This window comes from Ruegeria sp. K3 (genome assembly GCF_056531845.1).
Genome location: NZ_JBQFMM010000004.1, coordinates 275,643 through 291,004 on the forward strand (window position 1 = coordinate 275,643; position 15,362 = coordinate 291,004).

16 protein-coding genes are annotated in these 15,362 nt (G+C 56.4%); 10 read left to right on the plus strand and 6 right to left on the minus strand.

Annotation, left to right across the window (positions count from 1 at the left end):
• Nucleotides 1–17 precede the first annotated feature (17 nt).
• Nucleotides 18–761, plus strand: coding sequence for a rhomboid family intramembrane serine protease (locus ACR0MP_RS09885; protein WP_480886488.1), 744 nt, complete (start codon nt 18–20; stop codon nt 759–761).
• Nucleotides 762–768: 7 nt separating this feature from the next.
• Here ACR0MP_RS09885 and ACR0MP_RS09890 read toward each other — a convergent pair whose 3' ends face one another.
• Nucleotides 769–1,590: an IclR family transcriptional regulator gene (locus tag ACR0MP_RS09890; protein ID WP_170401678.1), complete on the minus strand. Its 822-nt coding sequence runs from the start codon at nt 1,588–1,590 to the stop codon at nt 769–771.
• 203 nt (nt 1,591–1,793) lie between these two features.
• Here ACR0MP_RS09890 and bhcA point away from each other — a divergent pair, with 203 nt between their 5' ends.
• The 4 genes from bhcA to bhcD all read left to right on the plus strand — a co-directional run bounded on the left by bhcA (nt 1,794) and on the right by bhcD (nt 6,180).
• Nucleotides 1,794–2,984 (plus strand): L-aspartate--glyoxylate aminotransferase BhcA, encoded by a 1,191-nt coding sequence (gene bhcA / locus ACR0MP_RS09895; RefSeq protein ID WP_170735549.1) that lies wholly within the window; start codon nt 1,794–1,796, stop codon nt 2,982–2,984.
• An 11-nt stretch (nt 2,985–2,995) separates the two neighbouring features.
• Nucleotides 2,996–3,967 carry a beta-hydroxyaspartate dehydratase BhcB gene (gene bhcB, locus ACR0MP_RS09900; protein WP_170401684.1) on the plus strand — a complete coding sequence of 324 codons (972 nt, stop codon included), beginning with the start codon at nt 2,996–2,998 and terminating at the stop codon, nt 3,965–3,967.
• Between the two features lie 11 nt (nt 3,968–3,978).
• Nucleotides 3,979–5,142, plus strand: a complete 1,164-nt coding sequence (bhcC, locus tag ACR0MP_RS09905; protein ID WP_170735554.1) for a 3-hydroxy-D-aspartate aldolase BhcC — start codon at nt 3,979–3,981, stop codon at nt 5,140–5,142.
• A 72-nt stretch (nt 5,143–5,214) separates the two neighbouring features.
• Complete coding sequence (gene bhcD / locus ACR0MP_RS09910; RefSeq protein WP_170401691.1) at nt 5,215–6,180, plus strand: iminosuccinate reductase BhcD; 966 nt, start codon at nt 5,215–5,217, stop codon at nt 6,178–6,180.
• Nucleotides 6,181–6,239: 59 nt separating this feature from the next.
• Here the strand turns inward: bhcD and ACR0MP_RS09915 are convergent, their stop codons facing one another.
• Both ACR0MP_RS09915 and ACR0MP_RS09920 read right to left on the minus strand, forming a co-directional pair.
• Nucleotides 6,240–7,025, minus strand: a complete 786-nt coding sequence (locus tag ACR0MP_RS09915) for an inositol monophosphatase family protein (RefSeq protein ID WP_170401694.1) — start codon at nt 7,023–7,025, stop codon at nt 6,240–6,242.
• 95 nt (nt 7,026–7,120) lie between these two features.
• Nucleotides 7,121–8,026 (minus strand): LysR family transcriptional regulator, encoded by a 906-nt coding sequence (locus ACR0MP_RS09920; RefSeq protein WP_170564044.1) that lies wholly within the window; start codon nt 8,024–8,026, stop codon nt 7,121–7,123.
• Nucleotides 8,027–8,120: 94 nt separating this feature from the next.
• Here ACR0MP_RS09920 and metF point away from each other — a divergent pair, with 94 nt between their 5' ends.
• Together metF and ACR0MP_RS09930 are read left to right on the plus strand one after the other, a co-directional pair.
• The gene (metF, locus tag ACR0MP_RS09925; RefSeq protein WP_170401700.1) at nt 8,121–8,987 is read left to right on the plus strand and encodes a methylenetetrahydrofolate reductase [NAD(P)H]; all 867 of its coding nucleotides are present in this window, start codon (nt 8,121–8,123) and stop codon (nt 8,985–8,987) included.
• Nucleotides 8,988–9,190: 203 nt separating this feature from the next.
• Nucleotides 9,191–9,853, plus strand: a complete 663-nt coding sequence (locus tag ACR0MP_RS09930; RefSeq protein ID WP_480886492.1) for a J domain-containing protein — start codon at nt 9,191–9,193, stop codon at nt 9,851–9,853.
• A gap of 61 nt (nt 9,854–9,914) precedes the next feature.
• Here the strand turns inward: ACR0MP_RS09930 and ACR0MP_RS09935 are convergent, their stop codons facing one another.
• The gene (locus tag ACR0MP_RS09935) at nt 9,915–10,433 is read right to left on the minus strand and encodes a YHS domain-containing (seleno)protein (protein WP_170401708.1); all 519 of its coding nucleotides are present in this window, start codon (nt 10,431–10,433) and stop codon (nt 9,915–9,917) included.
• A gap of 242 nt (nt 10,434–10,675) precedes the next feature.
• On the opposite strand from ACR0MP_RS09935, the gene yghU reads away from it, so the two are divergent.
• Nucleotides 10,676–11,551, plus strand: coding sequence for a glutathione-dependent disulfide-bond oxidoreductase (yghU, locus tag ACR0MP_RS09940; RefSeq protein ID WP_170401711.1), 876 nt, complete (start codon nt 10,676–10,678; stop codon nt 11,549–11,551).
• 9 nt (nt 11,552–11,560) lie between these two features.
• On the opposite strand, the gene ACR0MP_RS09945 is transcribed toward yghU, so the two are convergent.
• Together ACR0MP_RS09945 and ACR0MP_RS09950 are read right to left on the minus strand one after the other, a co-directional pair.
• On the minus strand, nt 11,561–12,349 hold the full coding sequence (locus ACR0MP_RS09945; protein ID WP_170401714.1) for an SseB family protein: 789 nt from the start codon (nt 12,347–12,349) through the stop codon (nt 11,561–11,563).
• Complete coding sequence (locus ACR0MP_RS09950) at nt 12,342–12,929, minus strand: uracil-DNA glycosylase family protein (protein WP_170401718.1); 588 nt, start codon at nt 12,927–12,929, stop codon at nt 12,342–12,344. The genes ACR0MP_RS09945 and ACR0MP_RS09950 overlap by 8 nt, the downstream gene beginning before the upstream one ends.
• Before the next feature lie 208 nt (nt 12,930–13,137).
• On the opposite strand from ACR0MP_RS09950, the gene ACR0MP_RS09955 reads away from it, so the two are divergent.
• Both ACR0MP_RS09955 and ACR0MP_RS09960 read left to right on the plus strand, forming a co-directional pair.
• Entirely contained in the window at nt 13,138–13,797 is a 660-nt protein-coding gene (locus ACR0MP_RS09955) for an ABC transporter ATP-binding protein (RefSeq protein WP_170392311.1), read from the plus strand.
• The gene (locus tag ACR0MP_RS09960; protein WP_170392313.1) at nt 13,775–15,361 is read left to right on the plus strand and encodes a capsule biosynthesis protein; all 1,587 of its coding nucleotides are present in this window, start codon (nt 13,775–13,777) and stop codon (nt 15,359–15,361) included. The genes ACR0MP_RS09955 and ACR0MP_RS09960 overlap by 23 nt, the downstream gene beginning before the upstream one ends.
• Nucleotide 15,362 lies beyond the last annotated feature (1 nt).

Sequence of the window (15,362 nt, forward strand, 5' to 3'; positions counted from 1 at the left end):
AAGCCCAGCGTCGCGCCATGTTTCCGATCCGAGACCATAACCCTTCGGGGCGTACTCCGTTTGTTGTTTATGCCCTTATGGCTGCGAACATACTGATCTTCCTCAGCTATGTGGGTGTCATGGAGAATGCACGGCTGATCAATCAGCTTTATATTGACTACGCGGTCATTCCTGCCCGGATAACTGGCGGCTATGGGTTCGAGACACTCGTGACGTCAATGTTCCTGCATGGGGGCTGGATGCATCTGGCGGGAAACATGCTGTTTCTGTGGATATTCGGCGATAACCTCGAAGACGAAATGGGGCATGTGCTGTTTCTCGTGTTCTATCTGCTGGCGGGAATCGGAGCGGGGCTGATTCACGTCATTTCGGCACCGGATTCGGTGGTGCCAACAATTGGCGCGTCTGGAGCGATCGCTGGTGTCATGGGCGGCTATCTTCTGCTTTTCCCAAAAGCGCGCGTGGATATCTTGTTGATTCTGATCGTCTATATCCGGATCTTTACCATCCCGGCCTTTATCATGCTGGGTGTCTGGCTGGGCCTGCAATTCCTTGGCAGCCTCTCCAGCAATCCCGATGAAGGAGGCGTCGCCTATTGGGCGCATACCGGAGGGTTCTTTGTTGGGCTGATCCTGTGCATCCCCCTATGGCTCAGGCGCGGAGGGACTGGGTTCTGGAACCGCACCCACGGCCATCCACCGCATCCGGAACACAAGTACAAACTCTCGCAATCGCGCATCCCCAGAGTGCCGCGCAAATAATCAAGCGTCAGCTCTTGGGTAGCCTACCGCCGCTCAGGTGGGTGATCTCTTGCGCCGCGCGCATGACCAGATCGCCCAACTCGGGCGCGCGTTCTCGGCTGAACCTTACGGTGGGTCCGGATACCGAGATACCGGCGCAAGGCTCAGCCCTGTCATTGAAGATGGCCGCACCAATGCAAGACATACCTTCATACCGTTCTTCGTGATCGTAAGACCAACCTCGGGTACGAGTTTCAGCCAGATCTGCATACAGGCCCGAAGCGGGCAACTGCGTATTTTCAGTGAAAGCAACCGGATCAATCCGGCCCAGAACTTTGCCTAAACTCTCTTCGCTCAACGCAGCGAGAATTGCCTTTCCTGTACCGGACGCATACATGGGCGTCCGCGCACCGGGTGGAAAGAAGGCCCGGATGGGGTTCTGAGTTTCGACCTGCCCGACAAAGACCACCTCTGCTCCATCGGGTACGGCCAGATTTGCGGTCTCACCGCTGTCTTGCATCAGACGCCGCAGGATCGGCCTGCCGATTTCCAGAACGCTGTTGCGCCGCAGAAAAGACGCACCGGTCCGATAGGCTTCGATTCCGACCAGCCATTCCTGCCGTTCCTCATCAAAGGATACGAACCCATGTTTTTGCAGTGTCACCAGAATGCGATGCGTGGTGGCTGTCGGAACATCAACCTCGCGGGCAAGATCGCTTAGCGCGACGCGCTCTAGCCGGGCAACAGTGGTCAGTACGCCCAGCGCCCGATCCAATGATTGCATAGTCCCGGCCGAACTTTCTTTAAACAGCGATTTGGGTCTGCCGCGCGGCCGCTTTTGCGTTTCCATTTCTCACCTGGCTTTCGGACTTTCCCCCGAAAACCCGCACCAATTTTTCTGGTCCGGAATTCTCCGAGATCATTTTGATAAACTGAATTCCTATCCGTTTCAGCACCTTATCAATTTAACGGATAAAATGAAAATATTTTTCAAGAAAATTGCAACACACAACCGTTCAAGCGACACTTGGGTCCAAAGCAGAGGATTGAGTTATGTCGCATCAAAACCCGGTCTTTATCCCAGGCCCAACCAATATTCCTGATCGTTTGCGCCTTGCCATGCAGGTTCAGACGCAAGACCACCGCGCCCCGGACTTCGTTGAAACCTTCGCCCCGGTACTGGAGGATACAAAACAGGTCTTTGGAACCACCGAAGGCCAGATCGTCACTTTTCCAGCCAGCGGAACGGGCGGTTGGGAGGCAGCTATTACAAATACGCTCAGCCCCGGTGACAAGGTTCTTGTCGCCCGCTACGGCGTCTTCAGCCATCGCTGGATCGATCTGTGCGAAAGACACGGGTTGGACGTTCAGATTGTTGAATGCCCATGGGGAGCAGGCGCGCCAGCCGACAGGTTCGAGGCCATCCTGTCCGCGGATAAAACGCATGAAATCAAGGCCGTATTGGTGACGCATAACGAAACCGCGACAGGTGTGCGTTCCGATATCAGCGCTGTGCGCAATGCGATGGATGCGGCACATCACCCGGCCATGATGTTTGTGGATTGCGTGAGCTCTCTGGCCTCAATGCCGTTCGAGTTTGACCGGTGGGGCGTGGATATTGCGGTCTCGGGGTCGCAAAAGGGGTTCATGCTGGCCACCGGCATGGCAATCCTATGCGTTAGCCCCAAGGCACTGGCGTCGATAGAGACCGCGCAACTGCCACGCACCTTCTTTGATTTCCGTGATATGATGTCGGCAAATGCGTCTGGCGGCTTTCCCTATACTCCGCCGCTGCAGCTGATCTACGGCATGCGCGAAAGCCTTAAGATGTTGTTCGAGGAAGGGTTGGACAATGTGTATGCCCGCCACACTCGCCTTGCCGAAGGTGTGCGCCACGCGACTGCGGCCTGGGGCCTGAAGTTGGTCGCACAATCTCCTGACCTCTACTCGGATACCGTCAGCGCCATTTTTGTGCCCGAAGGTTTCGACAGCAACGAACTGACTGACCATGCCTTCAACACCTATGGGGTATCCTTCGGCATTGGTCTGGGTGAGTTGAATGGCAAAGCGTTCCGTATTGGCCACTTGGGCAGCCTGACCGATGTTATGGTCCTGTCGGGGCTGGCCACGGTCGAGATGGCCATGGCCGATCTGAACTACCCGGTGAAGCTTGGCAGCGGGGTCGCTGCGGCGCAGGAATTCTATCGCGCCAGCTCAACCAGCCACGCAAAAGCCGCAGCTTAGGGAGGGCAGTCATGTTGGATCAAATCCCCGTCGCCGAACTGACCTATGCTGACGTGCAGGCTGCGCACGAAAGGATCAGGCCGCACATCCGGCGCACACCGGTAATGACCTCGGACTATCTGAATGAATTGACCGGCGCACAGCTGTTCTTCAAATGCGAGAACTTTCAGGAAGCAGGTGCATTCAAAGTGCGCGGTGCCAGTAATGCGGTCTTCGGCCTAAGCGATGAAATGGCGACCAAGGGTGTTTGCACCCACTCAAGCGGGAACCACGCCCTGTCGCTGTCATATGCGGCTGGTCGCCGGGGCATTCCATGCAATGTGGTGATGCCGCGAACCGCGCCGCAGGCCAAGAAAGACGCGGTACGACGCTTTGGTGGTACGATCACTGAATGTGAGCCATCCACCTCTTCCCGCGAGGCAACGTTTGCCGAGGTGCAGGCCCGAACAGGCGGAGAGTTCGTGCACCCGTACAACGACCCTCGTGTTATCACTGGTCAGGCCACATGTTCGGCTGAATTGCTTGAGCAGACCGATGGCCTGGATGCAGTTATCGCGCCAATCGGTGGCGGCGGCATGGTATCAGGCACCTGTCTGACGGTCTCGAACCTGGCACCAGGAACCGCGATCTATGCGGCTGAGCCTGAGCAGGCGGACGATGCGTACCGTTCCTTCAAAGCGGGTCATATCATTGCGGACGATGCCCCCAAAACGGTGGCGGACGGGCTGTTGGTCCCGCTCAAGGAAAACACATGGCACTTTGTGTCGAACAATGTGACCAACATCTTCACCGCGTCCGAGCAAGAGATCATCGACGCAATGAAACTCACCTGGAAATACTTGCGCGTGGTGATGGAGCCGTCTTCGGCCGTTCCTCTGGCCACCATTCTTAAGAACCCCGACACCTTCCGGGGCAAGCGCGTCGGCGTCATCATCACCGGCGGCAACGTGGATCTGGACAAGCTGCCCTGGCTGAAAGGGTAAGGAGAAACAGGATGAACAAACCGATGAACAGTGATCAATTCGAAGTTGGCTATGACATCCCTGCCGCGATTGGCATGGATGAATCCGAAATCCAGACGCCTTGCCTGATCCTTGATCTGGACGCGCTGGAGCGCAACATCAAGAAGATGGGCGACTATGCCAAGGCGCATGGGATGCGGCACCGGGTGCATGGCAAGATGCACAAATCCGTGGACGTCGCGAAATTGCAAGAACAACTGGGCGGCGCGGTCGGCGTCTGCTGCCAAAAAGTGTCCGAGGCCGAGGTTTTTGCGCGCGGCGGCATCAAAGACATTCTGGTCTCGAACCAGGTGCGGGACCCGGCCAAGATCGACCGACTGGCGCGCCTGCCTAAGCTTGGTGCACGCACAATCGTTTGCGTCGACGATGTGGACAACGTCGCTGACCTGTCTGCTGCTGCCGCTAAGCATGGCACTGAATTGGAGGTTTTTGTCGAAATCGACTGCGGCGCGGGCCGCTGTGGTGTCACCACGACCCCCGCCGTGATCGAAATCGCCAAGGCGGTTGAGGCCGCCCCTAACCTAAAATTTACCGGCATTCAGGCCTATCAAGGCGCGATGCAGCATCTGGATACGTATGAGGCACGCAAAGAAAAACTGGATACCGCAATCGCCATGGTCAAGGATGCCGTCGACGGATTGAAGGCTGAAGGGATCGACTGCGAGCTGGTTTCGGGAGGCGGTACGGGGTCTTATTACTTCGAAAGCAACTCGGGCGTTTATAACGAGCTGCAGTGCGGCTCTTATGCCTTCATGGATGCTGATTACGGTCGAATTCTGGACAAGGACGGTCAACGGATCGATCAGTGTGAATGGGAAAACGCCTTGTTCATTCTGACCAGCGTGATGAGCCACGCCAAAGCGGACAAGGCAATCTGCGATGCGGGCCTGAAGGCGCAATCCGTCGATAGCGGCCTGCCCTTCATCTTTGGGCGGGACGATGTGGAATACCTGAAGTGCTCGGACGAACACGGGGTGATTGGCGATCCGGATGGGGTGCTGAAGGTCAACGACAAGCTGCGGCTGGTGCCCGGCCACTGTGACCCGACCTGCAACGTTCATGACTGGTACGTCGGTGTGCGCGGCGGCAAGGTTGAAGCCCTTTGGCCGGTCTCTGCCCGTGGCAAGGCCTATTGAATTACAGATGAATGCAGGGGCGGACGTTTAGCACCGCCCTTTCTAATGCCATCAAAAAGAAAGACAAACGCGATGATCATCGTTCCTGAAAAGGAAATCGGCGCTCTGTTAGGCCGACAGGAAAGCTATACTGCGGTTGAGCAGGTGTTTGCCGCGATGGCGGCTGGGGATGCCTACAACTTCCCGGTCGTGCGCGAGGCCATAGGTCATGCGGATGCGCTCTATGGGTTCAAGGGCGGGTTTGATCGCGCGGGCATGAACCTTGGCCTGAAAGCAGGCGGGTATTGGCCAAACAATCTGCAAACGCACGGGCTGATCAATCACCAATCCACCGTGTTTTTGTTTGATCCAGATACGGGTCGCGTTCGGGCCATCGTTGGGGGCAACCTGCTGACCGCGCTGCGCACCGCTGCAGCCTCTTCGGTTTCGATCAACCATTTGGCACGCAAAGATGCCAAGGTGATCGGAATGGTTGGCGCCGGGCATCAGGCGACATTCCAATTGCGCGCGGCATTGGAACAGCGAAACTTTGAGAAAGTCATAGGCTGGAACTTGCATCCAGAAATGCTGCCAAATCTCGAAAAGGTCGCGGCTGAAGCGGGGCTGCCTTTTGAGGCTGTGGATCTGCCCGTCATGGTGCAGGCGGATGTGATTATCACCATCACCTCCTCCTTCGCGCCAACACTGATGTCCGAGCACGTCTCCGACGGCACACACATCGCATGTATGGGCACCGATACCGTCGGTAAGCAAGAGGTCGCCACAGACCTGATCGCGCGCGCAAGCGTCTTTACCGACGAAGTCGCGCAGGCCGTGACCTTGGGTGAAAGCCAGCATGCCGTGGCTGCCGAAATGAAAGCCGAAGGCGATATCCGGCAGATCGGAGAGGTCATTAACGGGACCCATCCCGGGCGTGTGTCCGAGGCTGAGGTGACCGTGTTCGACGGTACTGGCGTGGGGCTGCAAGATCTTGCGGTTGCCAGCGCGGCAGTTGATCTGGCGGTCCAGCAAGGGATCGCGATCGAGGTCGACTTCTAAACCAAAACGCGCGCCCGGACCGGACGCGCGTACCATGATCAAAAGACCGGGGTTGAGTATCAGCCCCGAATTACCTTTGCGAAATTGTCAAAGATCGGTTCATTGGCGCAGATCACTTCGCCATCCTCAAGCACGCTGCCTTCGGGGTTCAGCGCCTGAACAAAGCCGCCCGCCTCTTTCACGATGATGATGCCTGCGGCCAGATCCCAGGCGTTTAGGCGACGCTCCCAAAAGCCTTCGTAACGACCGGCGGCCACATAGGCCATGTCCAGCGCGGCAGCACCCCAGCGACGAACACCTGCACAGGTAGGCATCAGACGGGCGAGGTCCTGCAAGGTCGCAGGCAGGTCCGAACGGCCACCGAATGGCAGACCTGTCGCGAAGATCGACTCGATCATGCGATGGCGGCCCGACACACGGATGCGCATGTCGTTCATCCACGCACCTTCGCCTTTTTCGGCAAAGAACATCTCATCCTTGGCAGGGTCATAGATCACACCCGAAACGATCTTGCCCTTATGTTCCAACGCGATTGAAACGGCCCAGTGCGGCAGCCCGTGCAGGAAGTTGGTGGTCCCATCCAGTGGGTCGACGATCCAGCGACGAGTCGGGTCTTCACCGCCAATCGCGCCGCCCTCTTCGGCCAGCCAACCATAGGTCGGACGGGCACCCAGCAATTCCTCTTTCAGGATGGCTTCGGCCGCGATATCGGCCTTCGACACAAAGTCGCCCGCACCTTTCATCGACACCTGCAGGTTCTCGACTTCACGAAAATCCTTGACCAGAGAACGCCCCGCCTTGCGCGCGGCCTTGATCATGATGTTGAGATTTGCACTGCCAACCATTTTCCATAGGCTCCTGTCCGGTCAAGCCGCGCGTATACTGGGGCAACGCGCCCTTGCCAAGAGGAATGATGCGCATGGCTGATCTGCGTCCGGTGTTATTGAGTCTGAAGCTTACGCGCCTCGGTCCGCGCCAGTTTCACCAACTCTTGCACAAAGGGTTTTTCAAGGTCTTCGCTGCGGACCGCAGCATATAACCTGCGGGTAATCCCATCTTTGGTAAGCGGGCGCGTGACGTAGTCCGAGCTATACTTTACCTCGCGCACCACCCAGTCCGGAAGAACGGATATGCCCCTATTCGAAGCCACCAACAACAAGATCACAGCGGTCAGTTCAACCTGTCGGATGGTGGCAGGCTCGACCCGGGCCGGGATCAGCAACTGACTGAAAACATCTAAACGGGTTCGTTCGACCGGGTAGGTAATCAGTGTCTGACCTCGGAAATCTTCAGCTTCGATATAGGGCTTTTCAGCCAATGGATGCGAAGACGCCGCGACAAATACGGCCTGGTAGTCAAAGAGTTCGACAAATTCGACACCCGGCAGATCTTCGGGGTCAGAGGACACCACCAGATCAACCTCTTCCTTCTGCAAGGCGGGCAACGCGTCGAATGCAAGGCCCGGGCGGATATCCACATCAACGTCTGACCAGGATTTACGGAAAGCTTCAAGCACCGGAAACAGCCACTCGAAACAAGCGTGACATTCGATCGCAATGTGCATCCGACCGGTGCGACCGTCGCGCAGCGATGAAAACTCATCCTGCATCGCCTCGACCTGAGGCAGAATTTGTTCAGCGAGACGCAGCAGCCGCAAACCAGCTGCCGACAACTTCATCGGCTTGGATCGACGTAAAAACAGCTCGACCCCGGCCTGATCTTCCAACCCCTTGATCTGGTGACTTAGTGCGGATTGCGTGATGTTTAGCTGATCAGCTGCACGCGCAAGCCCACCGCATTCGTGGATGGCTTTGATCGTCCGTAAGTGGCGAAATTCGATATGCATTACTCACGCAACTCATGTTGTTGTTGAACAATATGAGTTTGTCTCACAATGCATCTGATGGCACAAGGGCATAAATGACAGCTACGAGGCCACCATGACCAAGCCTGAGATTTCATTCGAGTTCTTCCCGCCGCAGACTCTGGAGGCCTCGTTTCGCCTTTGGGATACGGTTCAGACCTTGGCGCCGCTGAACCCACGGTTTGTATCGGTGACCTATGGTGCTGGTGGTACAACACGTGAGTTGACGCGTGATGCAGTTGCAACCTTGCACAAATCCTCGGGGCTGCCTGTTGCTGCGCATCTGACCTGTGTCGATGCCTCGCGTCAGGAGACGCTTGAGATCGCAGACACATTCGCGCGCGCAGGCGTTCAGGATATCGTTGCCCTGCGTGGCGACCCCCCTAAAGGTCAAGACCGGTTCGCCCCCCACCCTGATGGTTTCACCAACTCGGTAGAACTGATTTCTGCACTGGCCGAGACCGAGATGTTCAGCATCCGTGTCGGCGCCTATCCGGACAAACATCCAGAAGCACGCAATGCCCGCGCTGATGTGGATTGGTTAAAGGCCAAGCTGGATGCGGGCGCGGACGAGGCGTTGACCCAATTCTTCTTCGAGGCTGAAACCTTCTTCCGGTTTCGCGATGCCTGCGAAAAAGCGGGGATCGACAAGCCTATCGTACCGGGCATTCTTCCCATCGAGAACTGGAAGGGTGCGCGTAACTTTGCAAAACGCTGTGGCGCCCACATTCCCGACTGGATCGAGAACGCATTTGACAAAGCAATCCGGGACGATCGCGAAGATCTTCTTGCGACGGCGCTATGCACCGAACTCTGCTCGGACCTGATAGAAGGCGGCGTGGACAAACTGCATTTCTATACGCTCAACCGACCTGAGCTTACTCGGGATGTTTGCTTTGCCCTGGGCATTACACCCCAGACCGAATTGCAGAACGTCGCCTGATCCCACAGTTTTTGCGTTTGCCCTGTATCGCCGGGCATGGCAGTCGTCTGCCATGCTCATTTGCGACAACCGCTGCGCAGGCGACAATCTCGATATGCACCCGTCAACTGTTGCCCTACCTCAGTCTAATTCCTGAAAAAATTTGACAAAAATGTGATCAATGGCAATCTGACCCCGTTGTAGTTTTAATGAGTGTTTTGAGTATGAAGCCAGTGAGCAAGGTACAGGCTCGGGCCGAAGCGTTGCAGGTTCTTGGTCTGCCCCCAAATGCAAACGCAAACGAGATTCGTGAAGCCTGGCGCAAAATCGCGTTCCACGATCATCCTGATCATACCGACGGTGATTATTCCGGTTTTTCGGATGCTAAATCAGCCTATGATTTTTTGCGTAAAGAAGGGATGACACGCAAAAACGGTTTAGATTCTTCTACACCGCGCCGTCCTCGTCTGAAGAAACGCGTAATCGAACTGGCCGCAGATGAAATCAAAGCTTGTCACGATCTGTTAAAACCCGAACGCGCGCTGAAGGATTTATCGGAACTAGGTGAACCGGACGCCGACAAAAGCGCCCGCGAATCTTCGGACCATGTTCCTGATGCAATCGGATGCTTCGGGCGCGATCTTACCTACTTCGTTGCATCGTCAGTCTGCGAAGGGTCTAACCGCGTTGCATTGCCAACCTCGGTCCTTTCCGGCTACCGCAAGTCAGAAACAGAGATTCTGACCTTTCGGTCCAAGGGCTCGGGCTCCGGTGAGATTGTCATTCCTGACCCGATACGCGAGAGGAAATTTCCCGGTGCCAAGAGTGTAACAATACGGTTCGAAGCGGATCAACACATGCGGGATATGTTCGAGTTGGCGGGGTGAGAGAACCCGCCAGCGAAAAAAGCCCGGCCTTAGTGGCCGGGCTTTCTTTCATTAATCGGAATCAGTTGGAAATCGGGCCTTCTGATGTGAATTTCGGGATCACGCTGGTCGAAGCGGCATCCCCTTCGATTCCGGGCCAGTTGCCTTCCGCCAGGTCGATGTTGGCCGGAACATCCTCTTCCCAGAAACCAACAACAACATCAGTGATGTTCAGATAGAGCTTGTCATCGACAATACGCCACAGATTTGGGTTGCCCGGAACCTTGCCGCCTTTCGACACGCCGTATGCACAATGGCCATCATATTGCGGTGCGTAAAAGGCCGGGTTTTCCAGAAACTTGTCACGGTTCTCTTCGGTCGCAAACGCCCAGGTAACACCATTATAGTCTGCGGTGATGTCGGCCCGACCGCGAACAGCCTCGGGTTGCGACTGGCCTACAGGAACCTGATCCAGGCTGCGGTAAGCAACAACGTCGTATCCCGATACGGCAAATCCGGTGCCATCAACATATTGTTCTCCGGCGAACGCGGGCACGGCAAAAGCCAGCGTCGCGGCAAGGGTCAGCGCAAAGCGTTTCATGTGATTGGTCCTCATGTCCTTACGGTTTCTGGTCACCCGAACTGCGGGTCTGGTCACACAATAGGTAATTTTGGCCCGGCGCGAAGACCCCCTCGCGCCGCTGTGAAAACCAGAGGGGTTTTGTGAGGTGAACGAGGCGCAATGTTACAAATATCTCGCCACATCCGGGGTTGGACTTTGAGTTTTGCAATATTAGCTGTGAAGGCGGCGCGTTTTGGCCAAATGATGCAGAAAGGCAAAAGATGAGCGAACAATCCACTTACACACCCCCAAAGGTCTGGACTTGGGACAGCGAAAGCGGAGGACGCTTTGCCAATATAAACCGGCCCATAGCTGGTGCGACCCACGAAAAGGATCTTCCGGTCGGGAAGCACCCGCTTCAACTGTATTCGCTCGCCACCCCAAACGGCGTCAAGGTTACGGTCATGCTGGAGGAGCTTTTGGCATTGGGCCATTCCGGGGCCGAATACAATGCGTGGCTGATCAACATCGGTGAAGGTGATCAGTTCAGCTCGGGCTTTGTCGGGGCCAATCCTAACTCGAAGATACCGGCGCTGTGGGATCATTCAGGTGAAACACCTGTGCGCGTTTTCGAGAGCGCCTCCATCTTGCTGCATCTCGCTGAGAAATTCGGTGAGTTTCTGCCCGCCAGCGGTGCCGAGCGGACAGAAGTGATGAACTGGTTGTTCTGGCAAATGGGCAGCGCGCCATATCTGGGCGGTGGCTTTGGCCACTTCTACGCTTATGCGCCTGAGAAATGGCAATATCCGATCGACCGTTTCGCGATGGAGGCCAAACGCCAGTTGCATGTGCTGGAACTGGAACTTGCCGATAAGCCTTATATTGCAGGTCAGGACTATACCATCGCCGACATGGCGATCTGGCCGTGGTACGGGCAGCTTGTTCTGGGCCGTCTATATGATGCGGCAGAATTCCTGGATGTCGAAAGCTATGAAAACGTGATGCGTTGGGCCAAAACCATCGATGCTCGCCCCGCCGTTCAGCGCGGCCGGATGGTCAATCGTGCGTTTGGAGAGCCGCATACGCAGTTGCACGAACGCCATGACGCCAGCGATTTTGAGACGCGCACGCAGGATAAACTGGAAGCGGCAGACTAACGTCCTGCGCTACTTCAATATTGGGGGCCGCTCGGGATCACTGCCCGGCGCGGCCCTTTCCATTTTGGGCGCTTGAGGCTGGGGCAAATCGAACCGCAGCCCAACCTTTGCCAAGGCAGAAGTAGCCGGATCCTGCACTTCAAAAAAGCCAACATCCAGCGCTCCGGCCTCGATCCCCGAAAAGGTCAATGCCTCGGATACGGCGCGTGCAAGCGCTGGCTGCGCACCTTCGACCGCTGAAACAAAACCCAATAAATGGCCCTGCCCCCCATCTTCAGTCTTTGTCCCAACCAGAAACGCCGCCGCAGCCAGACCTGCAGCCGTCGCCAGCTTTGCATCAAGCGCGGTCAACAGAACATCTGGCAGACCGGAGGGCGGATAGAATTCGGCAAGTCGCTGCTGCACCTCCTTAGGACCATGCTGCAGCGTGTCAGACAACCAACCGAGCGCTTCAGCGGGGATCAACATCGACGAGGGTGCAACATCAAGGTTCAGACCCAGCCCGACCCCCTGCCCCGACAACATCCCTGAAAGAACACGACCCGACAGAGCGACATAGGGGACCGGCCGACCCGCAAATGCCGCCAGTCGTTCCTCAAGATCAAACACCAGAACAAAACGACCATCCGCCACATCGAACAGCTCGGGCGAGATGTTTTCATCCTTCGCTTCCTCGGTCAGCATCAGGAACAGCTCGCTATCGGCCAGTCTTTCGAAAAAGCGTAGTCGAGCGTTGTCGTCTTCCGGGGCCGCCTGCATGGCGTCATGTGCAGCATCCAAAGCTGTGGCTTCAGTCATTCAGAACCTCGTGCACCCGTTTCTGTAGCACCGGCAACAGCTCGGCCTCGAACCAGGGATTTTTCTTCAGCCAAGCCGTATTGCGCCAGGACGGGTGAGGCAAGGCAAAGACGCGCGGCGCATGGTCTCGCCAAAGACTAACAGTCTCGGTGACCGGTGTGTTCACGCCAAGATGGTATTTATGGGCATGACCCCCGACGAGGATCGTCAACGGTACTTCTCCCAACGTAGCCATCACTTTGTCATGCCAGGTGCGCCCGCATATCGGCGGCGGAGGCAGGTCGGCCTTGCGCTCATTGTATCCGGGGAAGCAAAACGCCATCGGCACGATGGATACGCGCGAACGGTCATAAAATGCGTTCTCATCCAGTCCCAGCCAATCCCGCAGCCGGTCACCCGAAGGGTCGGTGAAAGGCTTCCCTGAAGCATGGACGCGCGCGCCCGGTGCCTGACCTGCGATCAAAATGCGCGCACCGGGGCGAAACCAGACCACCGGGCGCGGCTGGTGCGCAGTCGCGGTCTGCGCGAACCTGTCCGCACACAAACGGCAGGCTTGGATGTCCTCAATCAGCGAATTCATCGGATCAACAGGCTTTTGCAATGTTCATCGATGAAGATAGGCATCATCTACCCTCGAGCCAATGAAACCGTCCTTGCAACACATCAATGTCATGAACGCGGATGCGCATTGATCATTTGTTTCATATTTCGACATAATGTGGCCAATATGGATCGGTAGCACACCGATCCTCAAACCGTCAAAACCCCGAGCGATCTGCAGGCCGCACATGCTGGAATTCGAAAATGTCAGCAAGTCTTTCTGGACCGGAACCCGCCGCAAGGTGATTCTGGATCGGGTCTCGTTCCGGGTCGAGCTTGGAACATCTCTTGGCGTGCTGGCCCCGAACGGAACCGGCAAGACCACGTTGATCAACATGATGGCAGGGCTGGAAAAGCCCGACGAAGGCGTGATTCGGCGCGACTGCCGCGTATCCTTCCCCATGGGCTTTGCAGGAGGTGTGGCCAAGCGCCTGTCCGCGCTGGAGAACGCACGCTATATCGCGAAGATCTACGGCATGGATCCCGACTATGTCGAAGCCTACTGCAAATGGCTGTGCAACTTGGGTGAGTATTTCGACCAGCCGCTCGGAACCTATTCGTCCGGAATGCGGGCCCGGTTTACATTTGCACTGATGCTGGCCCTGGATTTCGATATGTATCTGATCGATGAGGGGATGCCCTCGACAACCGATGTCGAGTTCAACAAGAAGGCGGGCGACATTCTGAAAGAGAAGCTGCGGACAACGACTTTGGTGATCGTATCGCACAACCCTTCGCTTCTTGAAAAATTCGCGCGGCAGGCTGCGGTTTTGGTAGACGGCCAGCTTTACATGTTTGAAACCTTGGAAGAGGCAAAGCAGCTCTATGACTACCAAACCCAAGGCTAGGAAATACAATCCCGACCGCACGGCACGCGGTTCTGGCACTGCTGAGGCACGCTCGGACGCCATTTCGCGCATCCGAAAGGCGACCCAAGGCACAGACTCGGCTGACGACACTCAGCAACCGGGCAACGAGTTGGATGCGATCAAACGCGAAGGTCTGACAGGGCGGCAATTGCGCGTCGCGCGGCGTTTGGCGCACAAGAACGGGCTGGCGGCGACGTCAGACTACGATGCGGTCCGGCTGTTACGAAAGAAAGGAATTGATCCGTTTCAGCGCACAAACCTGCTTGATCTGGCAGCTCCTGACCAAGGTAAGCCAACTGGTGATGACGCCGCGCAAGACAATATAAAGATTCACCTGCCGCAAACGACCAGGGACTCGCAGAAGAACCTGCCAGGACCCGAACTCAGCCCGGCCGAACGTCGTGAATATGAAATCGGGCAGATCCAGAAAGACATCGCCCGCCGCCGCCGCCGCAAGCTTGCCGGGCTATTCGCACGATTGACGGTGTTCGTATTCATTCCAACGTTTATCGTGGGCTACTATTTCTATCGCGTGGCGACGCCGATGTATGCCAGCGACTCGGTGTTTTCGATCTTGCAAGCGGATGGCGGCGGTGCCTCGTTCGGTGGATTTCTGGCGGGCACGCAGTTTGCGACGGCGCAGGATTCCGTGTCCACTCAGGAATTTCTGGAATCCAAGGATGCATTGGAACGGCTTGAGCGTGATGTCGGATTTACTGAGTTTTTTCGGCAGGATTGGATAGACCCGATCCAACGATTGCCGGCTGATGCGACGCTTGAAGAAACCTACAAGCTTTATAAGCGTATGATCACAATCGGATATGATCCTAGTGACGGCGTCATCCGAATGGAGGTCGCAGCGCCGAGCCCCGAGATAGCGGTCGATTTGTCCAGGCGGCTTATCTCTTACGCGGAAGAGACCATCAATGGTCTGACTGAATTGAAACGCGAAGACCAGATGCGCGATGCCTTGGCGAGTTTTGAGGCTGCGCAAGAGGCACGCAGACAGGCTCAGGAAGACCTGATCGAACTGCAGCTACAAGGTGCGATACTGGACCCGCAAAGTGTGATCGCCAGCCTGCGAGGAAGGATCGATCAGTTCGAATTCGAGCTGCAGGACAAAGAACTACAATTGGCCGCGCTTCTCGATAATACGCGCCCCAACCAGGCCAAGGTGGATGGTACACGGGCAGATATCGCGCGGCTGCAAGCGGTCCTTGATGAGTTGAATGCCGAGATGCTGGATGTGTCAGCGGGCGAAAATTCGCTGGCGCGTTTGAGCGTGCGAATCCAGATGGCTCAGGCCGATCTGGCGGCGCGTGACATGATGCTGCAAACGGCAATGCAGCAAATGGAAGCTACGCGGACCGAGGCCAATCGAAAAGTGCGGTATCTGACCGTCTCGGTGAACCCGGTCGCCAGCCAGGAGCCTAGCTATCCGCGCAAGTTCGAAAATACGATTTTGGCATTCCTGTTATTTGCTGGTATCTACCTGATGATCTCGCTTACCGCGTCGGTCCTTCGTGAACAGGTATCCTCGTAAG

Coding starts and splice junctions, on each gene's coding strand:
- ACR0MP_RS09935 (WP_170401708.1), bottom strand. CDS start 10,433: ATGAAACGCTTTGCGCTGACCCTTGCCGCGACGCTGGCTTTTGCCGTG.
- ACR0MP_RS09950 (WP_170401718.1), bottom strand. CDS start 12,929: ATGAATTCGCTGATTGAGGACATCCAAGCCTGCCGTTTGTGTGCGGAC.
- metF (WP_170401700.1), top strand. CDS start 8,121: ATGACCAAGCCTGAGATTTCATTCGAGTTCTTCCCGCCGCAGACTCTG.
- ACR0MP_RS09885 (WP_480886488.1), top strand. CDS start 18: ATGTTTCCGATCCGAGACCATAACCCTTCGGGGCGTACTCCGTTTGTT.
- ACR0MP_RS09920 (WP_170564044.1), bottom strand. CDS start 8,026: ATGCATATCGAATTTCGCCACTTACGGACGATCAAAGCCATCCACGAA.
- ACR0MP_RS09945 (WP_170401714.1), bottom strand. CDS start 12,349: ATGACTGAAGCCACAGCTTTGGATGCTGCACATGACGCCATGCAGGCG.
- ACR0MP_RS09930 (WP_480886492.1), top strand. CDS start 9,191: ATGAAGCCAGTGAGCAAGGTACAGGCTCGGGCCGAAGCGTTGCAGGTT.
- bhcA (WP_170735549.1), top strand. CDS start 1,794: ATGTCGCATCAAAACCCGGTCTTTATCCCAGGCCCAACCAATATTCCT.
- bhcB (WP_170401684.1), top strand. CDS start 2,996: ATGTTGGATCAAATCCCCGTCGCCGAACTGACCTATGCTGACGTGCAG.
- ACR0MP_RS09960 (WP_170392313.1), top strand. CDS start 13,775: ATGACTACCAAACCCAAGGCTAGGAAATACAATCCCGACCGCACGGCA.
- ACR0MP_RS09890 (WP_170401678.1), bottom strand. CDS start 1,590: ATGGAAACGCAAAAGCGGCCGCGCGGCAGACCCAAATCGCTGTTTAAA.
- bhcD (WP_170401691.1), top strand. CDS start 5,215: ATGATCATCGTTCCTGAAAAGGAAATCGGCGCTCTGTTAGGCCGACAG.
- ACR0MP_RS09915 (WP_170401694.1), bottom strand. CDS start 7,025: ATGGTTGGCAGTGCAAATCTCAACATCATGATCAAGGCCGCGCGCAAG.
- yghU (WP_170401711.1), top strand. CDS start 10,676: ATGAGCGAACAATCCACTTACACACCCCCAAAGGTCTGGACTTGGGAC.
- bhcC (WP_170735554.1), top strand. CDS start 3,979: ATGAACAAACCGATGAACAGTGATCAATTCGAAGTTGGCTATGACATC.
- ACR0MP_RS09955 (WP_170392311.1), top strand. CDS start 13,138: ATGCTGGAATTCGAAAATGTCAGCAAGTCTTTCTGGACCGGAACCCGC.